Origin of the sequence: Glaciecola sp. XM2 (genome assembly GCF_018595715.1) — a bacterium.
GTDB lineage: Bacteria > Pseudomonadota > Gammaproteobacteria > Enterobacterales > Alteromonadaceae > Glaciecola.
In genome coordinates, this window is record NZ_JAHEOJ010000020.1 from 235,401 (window position 1) to 257,286 (window position 21,886).

At 44.7% G+C, this 21,886-nt stretch carries 19 protein-coding genes; 12 read left to right on the forward strand and 7 right to left on the reverse strand.

Going from position 1 to position 21,886, the window contains the following annotated elements:
• Positions 1–38: 38 nt before the first annotated feature.
• The gene (locus KJ365_RS05690) at positions 39–1,259 is read left to right on the forward strand and encodes a methionine gamma-lyase (RefSeq protein WP_214450664.1); all 1,221 of its coding nucleotides are present in this window, start codon (positions 39–41) and stop codon (positions 1,257–1,259) included.
• Between the two features lie 86 nt (positions 1,260–1,345).
• Here KJ365_RS05690 and KJ365_RS05695 read toward each other — a convergent pair whose 3' ends face one another.
• A complete protein-coding gene (locus KJ365_RS05695; RefSeq protein WP_214450665.1) occupies positions 1,346–3,106 on the reverse strand; it encodes an acyl-CoA dehydrogenase family protein in 1,761 nt (586 codons plus the stop codon).
• A gap of 65 nt (positions 3,107–3,171) precedes the next feature.
• Positions 3,172–3,699 (reverse strand): hypothetical protein, encoded by a 528-nt coding sequence (locus KJ365_RS05700; protein WP_214450666.1) that lies wholly within the window; start codon positions 3,697–3,699, stop codon positions 3,172–3,174.
• 133 nt (positions 3,700–3,832) lie between these two features.
• On the opposite strand from KJ365_RS05700, the gene KJ365_RS05705 reads away from it, so the two are divergent.
• Both KJ365_RS05705 and KJ365_RS05710 read left to right on the forward strand, forming a co-directional pair.
• Complete coding sequence (locus KJ365_RS05705) at positions 3,833–4,888, forward strand: efflux RND transporter periplasmic adaptor subunit (RefSeq protein ID WP_214450667.1); 1,056 nt, start codon at positions 3,833–3,835, stop codon at positions 4,886–4,888.
• A gap of 10 nt (positions 4,889–4,898) precedes the next feature.
• A complete protein-coding gene (locus tag KJ365_RS05710) occupies positions 4,899–8,003 on the forward strand; it encodes an efflux RND transporter permease subunit (RefSeq protein ID WP_214450668.1) in 3,105 nt (1,034 codons plus the stop codon).
• A gap of 78 nt (positions 8,004–8,081) precedes the next feature.
• Here the strand turns inward: KJ365_RS05710 and rpoD are convergent, their stop codons facing one another.
• The 4 genes from rpoD to rpsU form a co-directional block, all read right to left on the reverse strand.
• Entirely contained in the window at positions 8,082–9,911 is a 1,830-nt protein-coding gene (rpoD, locus tag KJ365_RS05715) for an RNA polymerase sigma factor RpoD (RefSeq protein WP_214451296.1), read from the reverse strand.
• Between the two features lie 321 nt (positions 9,912–10,232).
• A complete protein-coding gene (gene dnaG / locus KJ365_RS05720) occupies positions 10,233–12,005 on the reverse strand; it encodes a DNA primase (protein ID WP_214450669.1) in 1,773 nt (590 codons plus the stop codon).
• Between the two features lie 15 nt (positions 12,006–12,020).
• On the reverse strand, positions 12,021–12,464 hold the full coding sequence (locus KJ365_RS05725; RefSeq protein WP_214450670.1) for a GatB/YqeY domain-containing protein: 444 nt from the start codon (positions 12,462–12,464) through the stop codon (positions 12,021–12,023).
• A 219-nt stretch (positions 12,465–12,683) separates the two neighbouring features.
• On the reverse strand, positions 12,684–12,899 hold the full coding sequence (rpsU, locus tag KJ365_RS05730; protein WP_110430302.1) for a 30S ribosomal protein S21: 216 nt from the start codon (positions 12,897–12,899) through the stop codon (positions 12,684–12,686).
• Positions 12,900–13,204: 305 nt separating this feature from the next.
• Between rpsU and tsaD the strand changes: the two genes are divergently transcribed.
• From tsaD to KJ365_RS05760, 6 genes are all read left to right on the forward strand, one after another.
• The gene (tsaD, locus tag KJ365_RS05735) at positions 13,205–14,218 is read left to right on the forward strand and encodes a tRNA (adenosine(37)-N6)-threonylcarbamoyltransferase complex transferase subunit TsaD (RefSeq protein WP_214450671.1); all 1,014 of its coding nucleotides are present in this window, start codon (positions 13,205–13,207) and stop codon (positions 14,216–14,218) included.
• Between the two features lie 176 nt (positions 14,219–14,394).
• Positions 14,395–14,760 (forward strand): dihydroneopterin aldolase, encoded by a 366-nt coding sequence (gene folB, locus KJ365_RS05740; protein WP_214450672.1) that lies wholly within the window; start codon positions 14,395–14,397, stop codon positions 14,758–14,760.
• 2 nt (positions 14,761–14,762) lie between these two features.
• A complete protein-coding gene (folK, locus tag KJ365_RS05745; protein WP_214450673.1) occupies positions 14,763–15,278 on the forward strand; it encodes a 2-amino-4-hydroxy-6-hydroxymethyldihydropteridine diphosphokinase in 516 nt (171 codons plus the stop codon).
• Positions 15,275–16,075, forward strand: a complete 801-nt coding sequence (locus KJ365_RS05750; protein ID WP_214450674.1) for an undecaprenyl-diphosphate phosphatase — start codon at positions 15,275–15,277, stop codon at positions 16,073–16,075. The genes folK and KJ365_RS05750 overlap by 4 nt, the downstream gene beginning before the upstream one ends.
• A gap of 119 nt (positions 16,076–16,194) precedes the next feature.
• Positions 16,195–16,560, forward strand: coding sequence for a histidine triad nucleotide-binding protein (locus KJ365_RS05755; protein WP_214450675.1), 366 nt, complete (start codon positions 16,195–16,197; stop codon positions 16,558–16,560).
• A gap of 104 nt (positions 16,561–16,664) precedes the next feature.
• Positions 16,665–17,498: an HDOD domain-containing protein gene (locus KJ365_RS05760; RefSeq protein WP_214450676.1), complete on the forward strand. Its 834-nt coding sequence runs from the start codon at positions 16,665–16,667 to the stop codon at positions 17,496–17,498.
• A 77-nt stretch (positions 17,499–17,575) separates the two neighbouring features.
• On the opposite strand, the gene rdgC is transcribed toward KJ365_RS05760, so the two are convergent.
• Positions 17,576–18,472, reverse strand: a complete 897-nt coding sequence (gene rdgC / locus KJ365_RS05765; protein ID WP_214450677.1) for a recombination-associated protein RdgC — start codon at positions 18,470–18,472, stop codon at positions 17,576–17,578.
• A gap of 230 nt (positions 18,473–18,702) precedes the next feature.
• Between rdgC and phoB the strand changes: the two genes are divergently transcribed.
• From phoB to KJ365_RS05780, 3 genes are read left to right on the forward strand one after another with little or no spacing between them, the layout of a single operon-like run.
• Complete coding sequence (gene phoB / locus KJ365_RS05770) at positions 18,703–19,392, forward strand: phosphate regulon transcriptional regulator PhoB (RefSeq protein WP_214450678.1); 690 nt, start codon at positions 18,703–18,705, stop codon at positions 19,390–19,392.
• Between the two features lie 34 nt (positions 19,393–19,426).
• The gene (gene phoR / locus KJ365_RS05775; protein ID WP_214450679.1) at positions 19,427–20,737 is read left to right on the forward strand and encodes a phosphate regulon sensor histidine kinase PhoR; all 1,311 of its coding nucleotides are present in this window, start codon (positions 19,427–19,429) and stop codon (positions 20,735–20,737) included.
• A 49-nt stretch (positions 20,738–20,786) separates the two neighbouring features.
• Complete coding sequence (locus tag KJ365_RS05780) at positions 20,787–21,776, forward strand: PstS family phosphate ABC transporter substrate-binding protein (protein ID WP_214450680.1); 990 nt, start codon at positions 20,787–20,789, stop codon at positions 21,774–21,776.
• Positions 21,777–21,886 lie beyond the last annotated feature (110 nt).

Sequence of the window (21,886 nt, forward strand, 5' to 3'; positions counted from 1 at the left end):
GTATATTTAACCTGACTCGTTCTTTTTGGAATATCACCATGGAAAAAAATAATCGTACTTATGACGGCTTGGGCTTTGCGACACAAGCGATTCACTATGCATATGCCGCAAAAGATGAACAAGGTGCGCTCAACCCACCTATGCATCTGAGTTCTACATTTACGTTTGAAAATGCGCAGCATGGCTCTGAGATGTTTGCCGGCGAGAGACCGGGGCATTTTTATAGCCGGATCTCTAATCCCACGTTGGATATTCTAGAAAAACGCATCGCTTGTTTAGAGCAAGCAGAAGCCGCACTGAGCACCGCTTCTGGCATGGGGGCTATCAGCGCGACTTTATGGACGCTGTTACAAGCGGGTGATGAAGTGTTGGTTGATGAGACCTTATATGGTTGTACTTATGCATTTATGCACCACGGCTTAGCTAAATTTGGTGTGACCATTAAGCATGTTGATATGACAGATATTGAGGCAGTGAAAAAAGGGTTTAACGCTCGCACCAAGGTCATGTATTTTGAAACGCCTGCTAACCCTAACATGCGCCTTATCGATATCGAGGCAGTATGCGCCTTGGCCAAAGCAGCCAAGGTCATTAGTGTAGTTGATAACACCTATGCAACGCCGTTAATTACACAACCGATATGCCTTGGCGCTGATCTTGTTATTCACTCGGCGACAAAGTATCTAGGTGGCCATGGCGACCTGGTTGCTGGGTTAGTTGTAGGTGGGCATGAACTTATCCAACGCATACGTCTAGAAGGGCTCAAAGATATGACCGGTGCTTGTATGTCGCCGTTCACCGCAATGCTCATTATGCGTGGATTAAAGACCTTAGAGATAAGAATGCAGCGTCACAGTCAAAGCGCTTATACTATCGCGCGCTTTTTAGAGCAAAGAAGCGAAGTAAAATGGGTGTCGTATCCTGGCTTAGAAAGTCATCCACAACAACGCTTGGCTAACAAACAAATGCGTTATTTTGGCGGTATGATTGCGTTTGAACTACATGGTGGCAGCGCCGAAGGGATCGCCTTTATGGATGCATTAAACCTAGTACAAAGAGCAGTATCGTTAGGTGACGCAGAAACCCTTATTCAACATCCTGCCAGTATGACCCACTCTGCATACACTGAAGAAGAGCGCGCTCATCATGGGATAAGTGAAAGCCTACTGAGGTTATCCGTAGGATTAGAGTGCGAGGCAGATATCACTGAGGACCTTTTACAGGCATTTGATGCGATTAAAGGAAGTAGGGTCGCTTAGTCACACTTCGGTGATGAGTCTAGATAATAAAAAGCAGCTCTTTAAGAGCTGCTTTTTTGATGGTTGCTTAGTGATTTATAAGCGTACTAGATATAGTCAAACTCTTGGTCATTAAGAGCGAGTAAATCGTCGGCCGATGCAAGGAGCACAGACTTATGCATCTCCTTGCGCGGTAACAATCGCTTCATATAGAAATCACAAGTCTTTGGCTTACCTTGAGCAATAAAGCTGTTAGAAGACTGTTTTGCGCTATCTGCCATATCTAGCCACAAGATCCCGATGATCACATAAGAGCTGTAGAACATGTAATCGGTAGCGGCTCCTGCTACATCAACGGCGTTTGCACCTAGCAAGCTTAATGATAACTCATTAAATTCAGTTAAAAGTGCTTTTGCTTGGCTTTGCAAAGTCGCATCTTGCATCGCATCTATTCTTTGAGCGAGCATCTCGACGGTTGCACCGAGCATTTTTCCGCCATCACGCGTAAGTTTACGACCAATCAAATCTGCCGCCTGGATACCGTTAGTACCTTCATAAAGCTGTGCGATGCGTGTATCTCTAACCAACTGCTCCATTCCCCATTCGCGAATGTAGCCATGACCGCCAAATACCTGAACTCCTAGGTTGGTGATTTCAGTGGCAATGTCGGTCATAAAGCCTTTCGTGATGGGTGTTAAAAATGCAATGACTTGTTTAGCTTTTTCACGACGCTCGTCATCGGCATACTTTTCAATATCCATTTGCTGGGCATAGAGCATGGAAAGCGCTCGGCAGCCTTCGGTAAATGCTTTTTGGGTTAATAGCATTTTACGCACGTCTGGTTGATGCATGATGGAGTCAGCTTTTGCTTCTGGTTGTTTAGGTCCTTCTGGCGCACGAGATTGCAAGCGTTCGCGAGCATAGGTTAGTGCGCCTTGATATGAGGCTTCACTTGTCCCTAGACCCTGCATACCTACTTGAAAGCGTGCGTCATTCATCATGGTAAACATGCAGGCTAAGCCATTGTTTTCTTCACCTACAAGCCAGCCTATAGCGCCGTCGTAGTTCATCACGCAGGTTGGACTACCTTTGATACCCATTTTCTTTTCAATGCTACCTACACCGAGCTTGTTCGCTTCACCGGGCTCACCTGCTTCATCTAGCAAAAATTTAGGCACGAGGAATAAACTGATCCCTTTGACGCCTTTCGGTGCATCGGGTAAGCGTGCAAGCACTAAGTGAATAATATTAGTCGTCCAATCTTGGTCGCCACCGGTAATAAATATTTTATTGCCGGTGATGGAATAGGAGCCGTCACCATTTGGCTCTGCTTTAGTATTAAGCAGCGCTAGGTCAGTACCTGCATGAGGTTCGGTAAGGTTCATGGTGCCAGTCCACTCACCGCTAATAAGCTTGGCCAAGTAGCTTTGCTTTAACTCATCGGTAGCGTGCTTGTTTACCGCTAGTACTGCGCTTTCGGTCAGCATAGTAGTGAGACGCCAGCTTAAATTAGCTGCATTGAGCATTTCATGCACAGGGACCGCTGCTGAATAAGGTAAGTCTTGCCCATCAAAGTCAGGGTTGCCGAGCATCGCGTTCCATCCGTTTGCAATATACTCTTGATAGGCTTGGGCAAATCCATGCGGCGTGGTGACCTTGCCATCAACAAGTTTGCAGCCTTCTTCGTCGCCTTCGCGATTTAATGGGGCGATGACTTCTTCAGCGAACTTTGCGCCTTGATTGAGTATTTCGGTGACCAGCTCGCTATCCATGCCCTGTGCACCCACAGATTCGTAATGTTTATCAATTTTTAACCAGTCATTGAGTAAAAACTGAAAGTCTGCCATTGGGGCTTTATATTGCGGCATTGTGTCTCCTGATATTTAATTTTTAATAACAACTGCTATATCTTACGCGAAACATTAAAAAACGCTCAATCACTTGTATTTATCGCATCTATTTTGTCAGCTTCTTTATACAAGATAAATGCATCCTTCACGGCCACAAACTGGTCTGGACCATGCCATTGATGCAGGTCGATGTCGAAAGGATAGATAAACTGCAATGCATCTACTTTGCTTGGTCGCCAAGGCGGTGGGGGAAGGTCAGCTTCAGTACCATCAAATCCGGCTTGCAAATGACAGGCGAAAAGCGCGACGCCATTGCGTTGTGTGGTAAGTTGTTCGCCTACTTCAACATTAAAACCGGTTTCAATCCATGTGCCGTAATGCGCGGCACATTGTGCACTTTGATCTGAAAGATTTTGCTGAAAAGGCAGGTCATATTGATCATCTGAGCGTTGAATGACCAATAGTTTGCTATTTATTTTTATAACGCAAGCGCCTTCGCCGGCCTGTGATGATTGAGCATGGTTGGCTACTCTGCAAGACGGTGGTGCGATCTCGGCCGGATGACAGGCACTTAAAAGTAGACTAATTGCAAAAACTTTAAACCGTTTCAATTTGATTGTCCTATAATACGTTCATTCAAGGTTTAAATACCTCAAAGTATAGTTTGCACGAAAAGTACTTAGTATCGTCGCAAATGTTTCACATTGCGCTGTTTTAAAGTAGACAATAGCTGTCAGGAGAAGTATGTCAAAGTTTATTAAACTTTCCCCGTTATTCGTAGGGGTAGTTGCCCTTGCTGCCTTCCTTATTTATATCAACATGCCTGCTCAAGAAGCGCAGGGGGGACCGCAAGGTGGCGGTGATACGCCTGTAGTGGTCAGTGAAGCGAGTAATCAAGCGTTTCCGGTCATAGTGGAGGCTTTAGGCACAGCGGTTGCCAACGAGTCGGTAAATATCACGGCGCAGCAAGCAGAGACGGTTATCGCTTTAGCATTTGACGATGGCGATGTTGTTGAGCAAAACCAAGTACTTGTTGAACTTAACAATCGCGCTGAACGAGCTCGATTAAATGAGTTAAACATCAATATTAATGAAGCTAGACGCCAACTTGCGCGAATTAAAGACTTAGCCAATCAAAGCGCTGCCTCTCAGCAGCTTCTAGACGAGCAAGAATCAAGAGTTGAGACCTTAATTGCGCAAAAAGATGTGGCGCAAGCTGATCTTGAAGAGTTAGTCATTCGGGCTCCTTTCAGCGGCCGTTTAGGTACGCGCATGGTAAGTGTTGGCAGCCTTGTCCGTCCAGGCGATGTCATTACAACCTTAGATGACTTGAGCGTTGTGAAGGTAGATTTCAGTATCTCTGAACTGCATCTTGCCAGCGTAGCGAATGGGCAAACCATTTATGCGACGTCGGTCGCTTACCCTGGCGAGCAATTCATCGGAGAAATTAGCAATATCGACTCGCGTATCGACCCGATTACACGCTCTATTCAAATCAGAGCGGAGTTGCCTAATCCAGACTTAAAAATGCGGCCGGGTATGCTATTGCAAATCAATATCGAAAAGCGTGTATTGAATGCGTTGGTGATCCCCGAAACGGCCTTAGTGCCAGAAGGTGATTCGCAATTTGTGTTTTTGATTAACGGCGACAACAAAGCCAAGAAGACATTAGTAACAGTGGGTGAGCGAAAGCCCGGTTTGGTGCAAATCCTTAGCGGATTGAGCGAAGGTGATAAGGTGATCACCGAAGGTACACTAAGGGTCCGCGATGGTTCTGCGGTTCGCGTTGTGAAAGGATAGGGGCGAAGCGATGTTAATTTCAGATTTATCGGTTAAACGCCCGGTTTTTGCCAGCGTTGTAAACTTACTTCTCATCGTCTTTGGGATTGTGGCCATCACATTTTTATCCTTAAGAGAATATCCCGATATCGACCCACCGATTGTATCTGTTTCGACCAGTTACCCCGGCGCGTCGGCAGAAATCATTGAAACGCGTATTACGCAGTTAATCGAAGATAGAATCAGCGGTATTGAAGGGATAAAAAACATTTCCTCGTCGAGTCGAAATGGCAGCTCTAACATTACGATCGAATTTAATTTAAGTCGTGATATCGACGCAGCTTCTAACGATGTCAGAGAGCGTGTATCTCGTGTGTCGAATAATCTGCCAGACCAAGCCTTTCCGCCAGAAGTCGCAAAGTCTAACTCTGATGAAGACGTTGTGGTTTGGTACAACCTTCGCAGTGACAATCTAAATGTCATGGAGTTAACCGACTACGCAGACCGCTTTGTGGTGGATAGATTATCGATTGCCGATGGTGTCGCCCGCGTGCAAATTGGTGGGGGGCGCACGTATGCAATGAAGGTGTGGCTAGACCGTAATGCAATGGCAGCTCGTGGCATAACAGTGAGTGATATCGAACGAGTCATTCGCGCAGAAAATGTGGAGCTACCCGCGGGTAGAGTAGAATCTGACAATCGCGACTTTGACGTGCGCGTTGCCCGCAGCTTCTTAACACCAACAGATTTTGCCAACTTAACCGTTGCCGCCGGTGCCGATGGTTACTTAGTGCGTTTAGGAGAAGTTGCCCAGGTTGAACTGACCGCAGAGGATGATGAGACCGATTTTAGGGGCGATGGCGTCAATATGATTGGCTTAGGTATTGTTAAGCAGTCAAAGGCGAATACGCTTGAGGTCGCGCGCGCTGCCAAAGCAGCGATTACCCAAATTGAGCAGACCTTACCTGACAATATTTTTATTGTGCCGAGCTACGACTCGTCAGTGTTTATTGAAGAGTCTATTAGCGAAGTTTACAACACCCTAGCCATTGCGATGGTGATGGTGATCATTGTTATCTATATCTTTTTGGGCAACGTTCGAGCGACGCTTATCCCAGCAGTGACGGTTCCGGTATCTCTTGTCGCGGCCTTTATTGTAATGTTTGCTTTGGGTTTTTCTATCAACCTACTTACGCTGCTGGCACTGGTGTTGGCAATTGGGCTGGTGGTGGACGATGCGATTGTTGTGCTTGAAAACATCTATCGTCGTATCGAAATGGGCGAGCCGCCATTACTGGCATCTTATCGAGGGGCAAGAGAGGTCGCGTTTGCGGTTATTGCCACAACCTTGGTATTGATATCGGTGTTTGTGCCGCTGGTATTCTTAGAAGGGAATATAGGTCGATTGTTTACTGAGTTTGCGCTAGCCATTGCCGCTGCGGTTGCATTTTCTAGCTTTACGGCACTGACGCTATCGCCCATGTTGGCCTCAAAAATTCTGAAGAATCGCTCACGCAGTTCTGGTTTTGGAATGTGGGTCGATGCCAAGTTTAAAAGCCTAGAAGGGCGCTATTTCAATAGTTTGCGCGTGACCATGAAACAGCCTGTATTAATGGTGCTCATGGTGCTAGTCAGCATGACGCTAATTTTTCAGCTGCAAAGTAAAATTCCTGAAGAGTTTGTACCTCGTGAAGACCGAGGTAACTTTTTCATTCTCATGCAGGCACAAGAGGGCGCAAGTTATGAGAGTAATGCGCGTAACCTTAAAAAGATTGAAGACATATTGTTACCCTATAGGGAAAGTGGGCAGGTTAACAGAGTCTTGGTAAGAACCCCTGGTTTTGGTGGTCAGGCTGGTATTGCTATCGTCGGAATGCCTCCTTGGGAGGAGCGTGAAGGTTCAACCTTCGACTTTATGAATCAGGTGAGCGCTCAGCTTGCTGATATTCCAGACGTGCGCGCATTTGCCATTATGCGCTCTGCCTTGGGTGGCCGTGGTTTGGGGCGTCCAATAGAGTTTGTTTTGCAGGGCAACACCTACGAAGAGCTCGTCCAGTGGCGTGATATCGTTATTGATAAAGCCAGAGAAAACCCGAAGTTGCTGCGCATCGATTCGGACTACAAAGAAACCTCGCCACAGCTGTTGATTGATATAGACAAAGATCGAGCGGCAGATTTGGGTGTCTCGATAACCGAAATTGGCCGAACGCTAGAAACCATGCTCGGTCAACGCAGAGTCTCGACCTTCTTAGAGCGCGGTCAAGAGTACGATGTGGTCTTAGAAGGGAATAAAGCCGATTATCGTTCACCTAACAGTATCGATAATATCTATGTGCGCTCTGATCGCACAGGGCAGTTGATTCCAATGGACAACTTGCTCAACATCAGAGAGCAGGCAACCTCTAACACCTTAAATCGTTACAATCGCATGCGTGCGGTCACCATCAGTGCCAACTTGGCAGATGACTATACCATTGGTGAGGCACTTGCCTTTTTAGAAAATATCGTTGCCACAGAACTTCCAGAAGAAGTATCAATAGATTACAAAGGCGAGTCGCAGCTGTATCAAGAATCGGGCTCGTCATTTATATTTATTTTCATGCTGGCGCTAGCGGTAACGTATTTGGTCCTCGCCGCACAGTTTGAGAGTTGGATACACCCGTTAGTGATTATGTTTACCGTACCGTTGGCACTCGTTGGCGCTTATGTAGGTTTGTACTTATCTAACATGACTATCAATATTTATTCTCAGATTGGGCTGGTGATGTTGATAGGTCTGGCCGCTAAAAATGGTATTTTGATTGTCGAGTTTGCCAATCAATTACGCGACGCGGGTATGGAATTTGAAGAAGCCGTGAGACGAGCGGCAACCCAGCGTTTGCGTCCCATTGTGATGACGGGCTTTACCACACTCTTTAGTGCCTTACCTCTTGTGCTTGCTTCGGGCCCTGGTGCTGAGTCAAGGTCGGTGATTGGTATGGTGATCTTCTCGGGCGTGTTGTTTTCAGCGTTCATGACCTTGTTTATTGTGCCAACCGCATATGCGTATCTCGCGAGAGGCACAGGCTCGCCAGAAAAACGCAGTCGTAAGTTGGATGAGCTTATTGATGAAGTGCCCTATGTTAAGGGCGAGTGAATGCGAGTTTAAATTGCTTTAAGACACAAAAAGGCCAACATAATGTTGGCCTTTTTAATGCGTTAAAAACGTTTAGGTTTACTCGTCTAAAAAGCTTTTCAGTTGTTCAGAGCGGCTAGGATGGCGAAGCTTACGCAATGCCTTTGCTTCAATTTGACGAATCCGTTCACGAGTTACATCAAACTGTTTTCCTACCTCTTCAAGCGTATGATCGGTGTTCATATCAATACCAAAGCGCATACGAAGCACCTTGGCTTCTCGTGCGGTCAACCCTGCTAACACTTCTTGCGTTGCGTCTTTTAAGCTTCCGCCAGTGGCAGAATCAAGTGGTTGAGTGATTGACGTATCTTCGATGAAATCCCCTAAGTGCGAATCTTCATCATCACCGATAGGCGTTTCCATTGAGATTGGCTCTTTTGCGATTTTCAACACTTTACGAATTTTATCTTCAGGCATAATCATGCGTTCAGATAACTCTTCTGGCGTTGGCTCTCTGCCCATCTCTTGCAGCATTTGACGTGAAATGCGATTCAGTTTGTTGATGGTCTCAATCATGTGCACTGGAATACGAATGGTGCGTGCTTGGTCGGCGATTGAACGCGTAATTGCCTGACGAATCCACCATGTCGCATAGGTTGAAAACTTATATCCACGACGATATTCAAACTTATCAACTGCTTTCATCAAACCAATGTTACCTTCTTGAATTAAATCAAGGAATTGGAGTCCACGGTTGGTGTATTTCTTAGCGATTGAAATAACAAGACGAAGGTTTGCTTCGACCATTTCTTTCTTCGCACGGCGAGCTTTTGCTTCGCCAATAGACATGCGTCGGTTGATGTCTTTGATGTCTGGAATAATAAGCCCAGTTTCTTGCTCAACTGCGTTCATTTTGCTTACGCAGCGCTCAATTTCTTCTTTATATTCAAGTAGCTTAGGTACAAAGGCTTGGTCAGTCTTCAGTACTTCATAAAGCCAAGCTGTCGAGGTTTCATTGCCCGCAAACAGTCTAATAAAGTCTTTCTTCGGCATTTTTGCGTGCATCACGCAAAACTTCATGACCAAACGCTCTTGAATACGCACTCTGTCCATCATGTCGCGCATATTGCGCACCATGCGATCAAATTGCTTTGGTACTAATCTAAATTCTTTAAAGACATCGCTTAATGCTGCAATTTCTTTTTTCGCTGACTTGTGCGCGCGACCTTTACTCTCTATCACTTTACGGGCTTTATTGTACTGCTTGCGTAAGTCTGAGAATTTCTCGCGTGCTACTTCAGGGTCAACGCTGTTGTCGTCCTCTTCTTCATCGTCGTCTTCTGCATCATCATCTTCATCTTCAAGCTCATCATCAGATAGCTCAGACCCAACATGGGTTGCAGTAGGTGCAACATCATCTTCATTAGGGTCGACAAACCCAATGATGATATCGCTTAAGCGAATTTCTTCAGCTTCGTAGAGGTCCCATTGATCTAGTAAATACGTGATGGCTTCAGGGTATTCGGCCACTGAGCACTGAACTTGGTTAATACCTTCTTCAATGCGCTTGGCGATTTCGATTTCACCTTCACGGGTTAACAATTCAACAGTACCCATTTCACGCATGTACATGCGCACAGGATCAGTCGTTCTGCCTATCTCACTCTCAACGGTGGCCAAAGCCTGTGCTGCTGCTTCAGCAACCTCTTCGTCGGTTGTGGTTTCCTGCATCAATAATTCATCGGAATCAGGTGCCGATTCAAACACCTGAATCCCCATGTCATTTATCATGCGGATAATGTCTTCTATTTGGTCAGAATCAACTATGTCGGCTGGGAGGTGGTCGTTTACCTCTGCGAAAGTTAAGTAACCTTGCTCTTTGCCTTTGGCAATAAGGAGTTTTATCTGGGACTGCTTACTCTGCACAATATACCTTACACGTTAGACGGCACGTTTAGTTGCATTCAGATATGGCGACGAAAACGAGAAATTCAATCCGTCATTGTCATACTTTACGCGACGCGCTAAAGCTCAATCTAATGAGCTCATAAAAATAGATAACTGTATGAAACTACAATCATATTATTTGTTGCACTGGGTAACGCTACAACAAGTGTTCAATCAAGTTATGGCGAACTTGCTAGTATAGCATATAAAACAAACAAAATTCCACCTCAAATATAGGGCTTTATTGGGGCGAGGAAGTTCAATTTAAGATAATCCAGCAAGGGGATTTATCCATTATTTCTATTAGCGCTTTTGAAGCAAAAGTTGTAATTCTTTTTGTTCGTTATCTGTAAGCCCCTGAGGCAGGTTAGCGCGCGCTGTCAGCTCATCCAAACGGGCATCGAAATGCCAACGTAACAGCTTCTTGAAACAAGCAATATATTCTGCGGCGAGATTCAAGTTTTCTTCCAAAGGACTGCCCAATAATTTACCCAAATTCTGAAAGTGCGGATGGTCTCTAAATGCTTCAATTAAAGAGGCAGTATTTGCGTTGGGATGGGCAACACAATAACTATGAACATCGCTGAGCACATCAATGCCATTGATGCCGGAGCCGAGCAGTTTCGTGATTTGTACTCGTGGATACTCATTGGCCAGGGAGGGTTCGTCGAGTAACAAGCGTAACATCATTCTCACAGGAGATTGTTTTATGTGGCTAGGAGCCTGATATTCGGTGTGTCTAGGGCGTTTTTGACTGTTGGCGTCTTTGACATTTTTTTCGTGATCGTAGTTGCGATTCCCGCAATAACGATGAAGCTGTGATAGCATCATCTCACGCTGATTATCACCGACAATTTTTTCAATGAGCGGCTGCGCTTCAGTTTTAAACGCCGCTTTCCCCTCTATACTGCCAAGCGAGTGACGCCCTAATAGGTTGTCAAAAAAGAAGGTAGATACGGGCACGGCTTTTTCCAGCTGTTGCTCAAACTCGTCTTTCCCTACTTTTCTGATCATGGTATCTGGGTCTTCGCCGTCTGGAAGGAAGAGAAATTTAAGCGCATAGCCATCTTTTAAGTATGGCAAAGCATTTTCTAGGGCACGCCAGGCAGCCTCTCTTCCGGCCCGGTCTCCGTCATAACAGCACACAATTTCATTACACGATTTGAACATCATTTGAATATGCTCAGGGGTTGTCGCTGTGCCAAGCGCAGCGACTGCGTAGCTGATCCCAAATTGGGATAATGCGACAACGTCCATGTACCCTTCAACCACCAAAATTCGCGCGAGCTTGCGATTTTCCTTTCGGGCTTGGTGTAAGCCGTAAAGTTCGTAGCCTTTATGGAAAATAGGGGTTTCGGGGGAGTTTAAATATTTCGGGCCATCGCCTTCAATGATGCGTCCGCCGAACGCTACGACGCGCCCGCGTTTATCCCTGATAGGAAACATCACGCGGTCACGGAAGAAGTCGTAACGACGTTGATTGTCATTTTCATTGACTAATTTAAGCGTCATCAAACGCTTAAGCTTTGCTTTATCCTTACCGCCATCGGCGAAAGTAGACAGTACGCCATCCCATTGGTCGGGCGCGTAGCCAATGTCCCAAAACTTGACCACATCACCGCTTAACCCGCGAGATTTTAGATATTCTATGACCTTAGGTGCGTTAGTCGCATGTTTAAGCTGGTGTTGGAAATATCGAGTGACCTCTTCCATAAGCTGATAGTCTTTTTCACGCTCGCTTTTTTGTTGAGGAGATTGTGAAGGCGCATTGCTAGCCGTGCGAGGCACGGTCATACCGCATTCTTTAGCGAGTTCTTCTACCGCCTCAACAAATTCAAGCCGGTCGTATTCCATCAAAAAACTAATGACATTGCCTTTTGCGCCGCAACCAAAACAGTAATAAAACTGCTTTTCTTGGCTAACAGAAAAAGAGGGGGTTTTTTCATTATGAAACGGGCAGCAGGCCTGATGATTGCGACCTGCTTTTTTTAATTTCACTCGGCTATCAATGATGTCGACAATGTCAGCACGCGTAATGAGATCTTCAATAAAATCTTGTGGAATGCGGCCTGCCATAATCGTTTGCTTACCTTACGCGAGTTTTGATTTGATGAGCTTACTAACGTTACCCATATCGGCACGCCCTTGCACTTGAGGTTTGAGAATACCCATAACCTTGCCCATGTCCTTTATGTCGCTTGCGCCAGTTTTTTGAATAGCATCTTCAACGAGCGAGGCAATTTCTGCGTCATCTAAAGGTTGTGGTAAGAAGCGTTTAATGACTTCAATTTCTGCTTCTTCTTTATCGGCCAAGTCCTGACGATTACCATTGACAAACTGCGCTGCTGCTTCTTGTCTTTGCTTGACCATTTTGGTCAATATTTGTAATACATCAGTGTCGTTGAGCTCAATGCGCTCGTCTACTTCACGTTGCTTTACGGCGGCCAAAGCCATTCTTATGGTACCAAGACTGAGCTTGTCTTTGCTTCGCATGGCGTCTTTTTGAGCGTCTTTTAATTGTAGTAATAATGACATTCGTTGGTCCTTTTTTCGGATAATCTTGCTAGAACTAAATGCAATTGTGCATTTGTCCAAGTAGTGTCTCTAATAATAGGGTGATTTAATTAAAAACAAAGCGATAATTTGCATGACGTTACTATCACTTAGGTGCCGTGCAAATGCTCAGGGCTAAATGGTGTGCACAAAAAAAGGCGCTACTATAGCGCCTTTCTTGAAAACGATTGCTTGTTAAGCTTAGTACAACTTAACGCGGCGAGCGTTTTCACGCGCCAATTTTTTCATGTGACGTTTTTTGGCAGCAGCTTTTTTACGCTTGCGTTCCCAAGTCGGCTTTTCAAAAAACTCACGACGACGAACTTCTGACAATACGCCGGCTTTTTCACATGAACGCTTGAATCGTCTAAGTGCGATGTCAAACGGTTCGTTATCTCTTACTTTAACTATTGGCATTTAAATACTCACCTCAGGATATAAATCAACCGGGTATATCTGGATGCATAAGTCATTAACCATGCGTTAATTTACTTACCCGGGCTAAAAAATGGTGCGAAATAGTACTCTTTCCACGATGGCATGTAAAGGGAGTAAGCTAAATAATTAGGCGATTGTCGCAAAAAATTCATATATTTGACCCATCCACTCAATTGACCTGTATAATTTCGCGGATTTTTCCTAAAAATGAAGCAAAACGAGTAGCAGTGTTTGAGAAATCTAATGCTACGGCAATAATCAATAGTGCATTAAAAGAGAATGACATGAAAGTATTGGGAATTGAAACAAGTTGTGATGAAACCGGCATTGCTATTTATGATAGTGAGCAAGGTTTATTGGCGCATGAATTATATAGCCAAGTAAAATTGCACGCTGATTACGGTGGCGTGGTGCCAGAGTTAGCTTCTCGTGACCATGTACGCAAAATCATCCCTCTTGTCCAGCGAACCCTTGCTTCAGCGTCTTTATCAAAAGACGACATAGATGGTATCGCCTACACACGCGGACCTGGTTTAATTGGGGCGCTGCTAGTGGGCTCTTCTATGGCGCGTGCACTAGCATATGCGTGGCAAGTTCCTAGTATTGGTGTTCATCATATGGAAGGGCACCTATTAGCGCCTATGTTAGATGACAATGCGCCGGAGTTTCCATTTGTTGCTTTGCTAGTATCGGGTGGACACAGCATGATGGTCGATGTGCGAGGCATTGGTCAGTACACGGTACTTGGTGAATCGGTGGATGATGCAGCGGGCGAAGCCTTCGATAAAACCGCCAAGTTACTCGGCCTAGATTATCCTGGTGGTCCATTATTAGCTAAATTGGCCCAACAAGGTGAAAGCGGACATTATCAATTTCCCCGTCCCATGACCGACCGTCCTGGTTTAGATTTTAGTTTTAGCGGCTTAAAAACGTTTGCAGCTAACACAATAAGAAGCAGTGACGGTGAGCTGCAAACCCGAGCGAATATTGCAAAAGCGTTTGAAGAGGCAGTCGTTGATACGCTGCTGATAAAATGTAAGAGAGCGCTAAAGCAAACAGGATTGAAGCGTTTGGTCATGGCCGGTGGTGTAGCCGCCAATCAGCATTTGCGCGCATCGTTTGAGCAGGCCAGCAAGCATTCTGGTTTTGAAGTGTATTACCCGTCGTTTGAATATTGCACAGACAATGGAGCGATGATCGCATACGCAGGTTGTCAGCGGCTAAATGCAGGAGAAACCACCGCGCTTGATGAAAAAGCAATGCCGCGTTGGCCGCTGGAGTCGCTTAGCGCCATTTAATCTGCCTTAGCCTGCATATTTATACAACAAGCAGCAAAGAGTGAAGCTGACGTAAAACTGCACTGCAAGGATATACTTAAGCAAGTGATTCACGTTACACTAACGCCACACGACTAAAACGCACCAAAGTAACGCGCTAAAAACGTGTTGTGGTGTCAAACACACAAGCTATTTTCATGGATAAAGTCAAGATACAAGGGTTGACCCTGTATTCTCTTATTGGCGTTTACGATTTTGAACGCCTGCAAAAGCAACGCGTCACCGCAGACCTTGTGATGTATACCGATTTAAGCAAAGCGGGGTTAAGTGATGATGTCGGCGATACCCTCGACTATGGCAAGGTCGCTCAGCGCATGGTAGACATTGCAGATGCATCTTCTTTCAAACTGTTAGAGGCGCTCGCCAATGCCATGGTTATCAGTATTTTTGACGAGTTTCCTGTGGAAAAACTACGTTTGAGTTTATACAAACCTGACATTTTGGATAATGCAGACAACGTGGGGATCAGTATTACTCGAGAGCGTCCTCACTCGTGCATGTAACTATGAATGCTTCTCAACAACACTGCATTTTGATTAGTTCTGGCTCCAACATTGATAAGGAAGCCAATACGATAAAGGGGCTCGATGCTCTGCATCACGCCTTTGGTGAACTGACACTCTCTCCTGTTTATGAAAGCCAATCTGTTGGATTTAAAGGAGATAACTTCTTTAATCTAGTGATCATGGCATATACAACGAAAAGCGTTAAACAAGTGTGTGCCATTCTCAAGAAAATTGAAGATGATTGTGGGCGACTGCGCCAGTCTGAAAAATTTTCGCCGCGCACACTCGATTTAGATTTACTGACTTTTGATGACCTTGTGTGTGAACAGCCCGTTAGCCTGCCGCGAGATGAAATTACTCATAATGCTTTTGTCTTGCAGCCTATGGCAGATATCGCACCAGATCACGTGCATCCGTCTACGGGTAAAACGTACGCACAAATGTGGCAACAATTTGATAAATCGAAACAGCGCCTTTGGGCTGTACCCTTTGCATGGAGCAACATGCCGTTATGACATTATACGAAATCATTATTCTGGCAATCATTCAGGGATTGACAGAGTTTTTACCCATATCCAGTTCAGCCCATCTCATTTTGCCTGAACAGCTTTTGGGTTGGCGCAGTCAAGGACTGGCTTTTGATGTTGCCGTGCACGTAGGTAGCTTGTTGGCGGTCATTATTTATTTTCGCCATGACGTATGGCGCCTTGCACTTGCATGGCTAAGCCATGGCTTTAGCAAACAACAAAGCTCCGATAGCCGTTTAGCATGGTGGGTGGTGATAGGCACTATACCTGCTGGCCTATTTGGATTTTTGATGAAAGATTGGATTGAGTTGAATGCTAGATCAGCGTTGATTATTGCAATAACGACGATTGTGTTTGGGTTGTTACTTTGGTACGCCGACGCAAAAGCGACACAACGCAAGACAATCGATAAAATAACCTTCAAAGATTCATTATTTATTGGTCTTGCGCAAGCCATGGCTATTATTCCCGGCACTTCCCGCTCAGGTGTTACGATGACCGCCGGTTTGATGCTAGGGCTTGATAGGCAGAGCGCTGCGCGTTTTTCGTTTTTATTATCTATGCCTATTATTCTTGCGGCAGGCTTGTTCTCCGCACTTGATTTACTCGAAGCAAAAACAGCGGTGGATTGGTCAGCATTGCTCTATGGCGCTGGTTTCTCGTTTGTCGCTGCGTACTTGTGCATCCATCTATTTCTAAGCTGGATTTCAAGAATTGGGATGTTGCCATTTGTTATCTATCGCTTGATTTTAGGTGTGGTACTGCTCATTTTTGTGTTTTATTAAACGCATATAAAATTTGCGCATAGAGCCTTAGCAAAACTATGCTTGATACAGTGTATTGCTAAGTGCCATATTAAAGCGCTTACCAGAGCAGATTTTCTACCTTACAAATAGGAATAAAAATGTCTGAAACAATCTTCACAAAAATTATAAAAAAAGAAATTCCTGCCGATATCCTGTTTGAGGATGACAGAGTGCTAGCGTTTAACGATATAAATGCACAAGCACCCATTCATTTTTTGGTAATCCCGAAAAAGCCCATTGCCACTACCAACGACATCGCGCCAGAGGATGAAGCAGTTGTAGGGTACATGCATCGAGTTGCGGCAAAAGTCGCATCAGATTTAGGTGTAGCAACGCAGGGTTATCGAACGGTTATGAACTGTAATCAACATGGCGGACAGACCGTTTACCACATACACTTACACGTGCTTGCCGGTAAACCGTTAGGATGGCCGCCATATACAGAAAAACTCAAAGTTGAGTAATTGATACAGCATTATTTGTAGAGTAAGGGACTTACGCTCATCTATTGATGCTGGTACTCACAGGATTTGATACTTATTTATCTTTAGGAAATTAAGGCTTTTTCATGTCAACACAAAACGCTCTGCTGACCATCTTGGTTGAAAAAATTAATAATGACACGCTGGTCCTTCCGACGTTGCCTGCTATTGCGATTAAAGTGCGCAGAGCAGCAGATGATCCCGATGTTAACCTCAATACTATGGCTGAAGTGGTAGGGCAAGACCCGTCACTCAGTGCGCGTATGATTAAAATTTCAAACTCAGCGTACCTTGGTAGGGAAGTCAAAGTGGTTTCTACAAGCCAAGCGGTAACGCGTATTGGTTTGTTTCAGGTAAAAAACATTGCCACCGCGCTTGCTATGGAGCAGCTATTCGTATCAAAAAACGAAGTTGTGAAACAGTACATGGCGAAAAAGTGGGGAGATATTACCAACATCGTGGGTAATGCAATGGCGGCGATGGTAATTTATCAACGCGCGAAAAAAGATAAGAGTTTAAGTTTAGACACAATGACTTTATCAGCACTCGTAGCCGATATAGGTGCGTTACCGGTACTCACAGAGGCCGAGCGTCATGATAGCGTGTTTGCTAACCCTGCCTTTTTAGATGTTGCTATCAATAAACTAGCAAGTCGTATTGGTGGCAGTATCATGCGTGAATGGAAGTTTAATGAAGTATTTATCGAGTGCGCAGAACATTGGAGAAATTTTGATTATGTTCCCCATGAGGTCAGCTATATTGATTTTGTGCGAGTAGGCGCAGCGTTAGCAAACCTATGCGATACGCCCGATGAAGTGTTAACGCAAGCGCAAAAACGCGGATTGTTTAACGATATAGACGAGCTACAAACTGACGAGTTTATTGAACTAAGAGACAACGCGAAGGCATTGTTCTCCTAACAAAAGAGCTCGAGGCTATGGCAAGTGCCGTAAACGTAAATATAAAAAACCCAATCTTATGATTGGGTTTTTGCATATTAGGCCTCTTGTAAATCAAACATTGTCTTTAGGTCACGCACAAAAGCATCAATTTCAGCACTGAACAAACTAAAATCGGCATCTAAGCGTGCCTGAAGTTCATCTTTGCCAATATCTTCGTTTTGCTGTTTGACGATGTCGGTGAATTTTAGGCGTTTAATTGATAAGTCTTCTGCAATAATGCAGGTCAATTTATCTTGATACGCGATAGCAAGTTTTTGTACCCACATGCCCGCTTGGATGTGCGCGAGAATTTCATCAGCATCTAAGTTATGTTGCTTACAACGAATAATGCCGCCGTCTTGTGCTGGAGATTTAAATTCTGCTTCATCTAACAGTTCAATACCTTGTGGTGCGTCTTTTAAGAGCCACGAGGTTAATACTTCTTGTTGTTGCGACTTCGCTAAAGGCACTACTGGCAGCGAGCCTAGGCATTTTCTTAGGCAGGCTAAGAAAACTTCAGCTGCGCCATCGGAGCTTGCATCAACCACAACGATTTGCTCATCTAAACTCACATAGCCGTTAATAAAGCCATGCTTATTGAACGCACGCGGCAACAACCTTTGCACAACTTCTTCCTTTAAGTCTTTTTGCGCTTTTTTCCCTACCGGTGAACCGGTTTCATTTTCAATCTGTGAGACCTTTTCGGCCAGCTCTGCGTTAACCACGCTTGCAGGTAAGATTTTGTCCTCGCGCTTTAAGGTAAACCAATAAGCGTTCGAAGATTGAAGGTAAAGCGCTTCCCCTTTAGGTACAGGGGAAACAAAGCCCATGCTCGATATCTCTTGAGCGGAGCAATGACGAAACGGCATGCTTTCAAGCATGTTGTCTAATTGCGCATTGTCGAAAGTGAAATCTTGGGTAAAACGATATATTTTTAAATTTTTAAACCACATGATGCTAGGGAGCTTCCTGTAAAAAACGACGCGAGAGGTTAACAAGACGATGCCGACGGGTCAAAAGCAAATCGACATATTGTCATCAAAAAGACATTTAATTGCACTGAATGCGTACATAAGTGCACATAATCGGTCTATTACTTGACATCTTTATCGCTTTGTTTCATAAAACTGTCACAGATGACTCTAATAATACGGACAAATTTTTGATGACACGAGTGAAAAAAATGTCGCGTAAAATACTTTTAGTCGAAGATGAAGCGCCGATTAGGGACATGTTAAGCTTTGTTTTAGAGCAGGCGGGATTTGCTGTAGACGAGGCTGAAGACTATGACATTGGACTTGAAAAAATTAAAGAACCTTATCCAGACCTTATTTTACTTGACTGGATGTTGCCTGGCGGCAGTGGTGTGCAGTTAGCAAAAAAGCTCAAAACTCATGAGTATGCAAAGGACATCCCTATCATTATGCTCACCGCGCGAAGCGAAGAAGATGATAAAATCCGTGGACTCGAGTCAGGTGCTGACGATTATATAACTAAGCCATTTTCACCAAAAGAGTTGGTTGCGCGAATTAAAGCGGTAATGCGTCGCGTAACGCCTACGTCGAAAGAAGAACCCATCGAATTTAACGGACTTGTGCTAGAGCCTGTTTCCCATCGTGTTACTAGTAATGATGAAGCGGTGGACATGGGGCCCACTGAGTTTAAATTGTTACACTTTTTCATGAGTCACCCAGAGCGTGTCTACAGCCGCGAGCTGCTGCTTGATAATGTCTGGGGAACGAATGTGTATGTCGAAGATCGCACCGTGGATGTGCATATCAGGCGCTTACGTAAAGCGATTTCAAAACACGGACACGATTCAATGATCCAAACAGTGAGAGGATCAGGTTATCGTTTTTCTGTCAAAATTTAGTTTCTGTCTGAGCTCGGCTTAGGTTCGAAACAGTATGTATTACCATCAATCGTGGTCAAAGACCTTTATTCGTTTTGCGCTCTTAGTTGGTGCCAGCATCGCTGTGGGCTTGTATCTTGGCGAGCTACTGTTGGTCATGCTTATCTTCGCCGGTGCTTTACTGCTTTATAATTATATTCATTTGTATCGTTTGACTAAATGGTTGTGGCATAGCCGGACCATGTCGCCTCCTAGTGCTCCTGGCATATGGCACCATATCTACGAAGGCATATATTTTCTTCAACGCCGCAATCGTAACAAGCGTAAAAACTTAGGTGAGCTAGTCAAGCGTTTCAGAGAAGGCTCTGAAGCGCTGCCAGACGCGGTCGTTGTCATAGATAAGCAGGCTAGAATAATGTGGTGTAATCGCAACGCACGCATTGAACTTGGCCTTCGCTGGCCAGACGATAATGGCCGTCGTATTGATAATTTGATTCGCCACCCTCGATTTATTGAGTTTATGGAAAGCGATGATTATCAATATCCGGTGGAAATTCCCGCGCCTACCAACCCACACAAAACATTCGAATTTAGGATGATGGAGTATGGTGAAGACCAGTTTTTGTTGATTGTACGTGACGTCTCTCGAGTGTCTCATTTAGAGGAGATGCGCAAAGACTTTGTCGCTAACGTGTCTCATGAACTCAAAACGCCGTTAACTGTTATCAATGGGTACTTGGAGGTACTAGCCTCTAGCACAGAAGATGCCCCGCCGATTGTAAATAAAGCATTGTCAGAAATGGGCACCCAAACAAAGCGTATGCAAAATTTGATTGAAGACTTGTTGGTGTTATCACGCATTGAATCAAGCGGTGAGCGTATCTTCGAAAAAGTGATTGATATGCACGCAATGCTTAAACAAATTCAAATGGAAGCGGCAGCGCTTAACAAAGAAAAACACCATGAGATTATCTTTAAGGTTGACCCAGATTTAAAAGTATTCGGCGTTGAGACTGAAATGCGCAGCGCATGCTCTAACCTGATTTTCAATGCAATACACTACACGCCGCCAAAAGGCAAAATTGAGGTGATCTTTAAACGGCGCTCAAATGGTGCATATTTTGGTGTGAAAGATAACGGTGATGGTATTGATGAAAAACATCTTCGCCGACTGACTGAACGCTTTTATCGCGTCGATAAAGCCAGATCTAGGAAGACCGGTGGTTCAGGATTGGGCTTATCTATTGTGAAACATGTCCTACACCATCATAATACACTTTTGGAAGTCGAGAGTAAGGTAGGCAAAGGGAGTGAATTTTCTTTTCTGTTACCCGCTGAATTGGTTGCGTTGGAAGAAACCGATTAATATCAAACGGTACGCTCATCAATTGGCCTCGGTGTGCATCTTGGCGCTTATGATGGTAGCACCAACTGGGGCGCAATCACCTTCGACTGAGCAAGAGAATAATGAACGTCTCTCATTAGAAATAGCTGATGTGCAAGACGCAAACAACCTAGTCTTTGATTATCGTTCTACGCCAGGTGTGTATGGCAGCATTACTTCCATAGGTTCAGATACACTAGCAAATTTAGTTTCGCTTTGGGCTGAGCAGTTTCAGCGTTTATACCCTCATGTAAAGTTTCAAATTCAAGCGTCTGGTTCTGCGACCGCTTCACAAGCCCTCACACAGGGAACTGCGAGTATTGGCCCTATGTCGCGAGCACTTACGTTAACCGAAATCCAGCGTTTTACGCGCCAGTATGGCTATCCGCCCACCAGCTTAATTGTCGCGATTGATGCGATGGCGATTTACGTTGAGAAAAATAATCCTCTGCAACAACTTAGCTTAGAGCAGATAGACGCAATCTTCTCAATGACCCGCTTCTGCGGTGGGGCTCGTGAAATTCGTACTTGGCAAGCGTTGAATATAGGTAAGTTTGGACAAACACGCACTATCCAGGTGTTTGGTCGTAACTCAGCGTCGGGTACCTATGATTTGTTTAAGAGTCTTGCACTGTGTGATGGTGACTACTATACCGCTGTCAATGAGATGCCAAGTTCGTCATCGGTCGTGCAATCCGTTGCCTCGAGTATTGGTGGAATAGGGTATGCAGCTCTAGGGCATGGTAATACCGATGTAAAAGCATTGGCAATTGGTCAAGCAAACGGCGCATATTACGCACCTAATGCGCAGAATATTACCGCAGGTAAATATCCTTTTACGCGCTACCTTTACATTGTTGTCAACAAGCCCCCCAATGAACCGCTTCCAACCCTCGAAAGAAGTTTCTTAGCCTTTATACTTTCTGAGGAAGGGCAAAGTATTGTGCAAGAGGGAAACTATTACCCCGTAACCGGATTGTTGCTCAATCAGCAAAGACGATTAATAAACAATAATCAATAAAAACAAAGATTTAAACTATTGTGAAGGTTTTGTGAAACTGTGTTTATGTAACAAAACTGTCACCTAACTGAGATAATCTCGTTCGCGTTTCCTTATACTTACTCATCTAT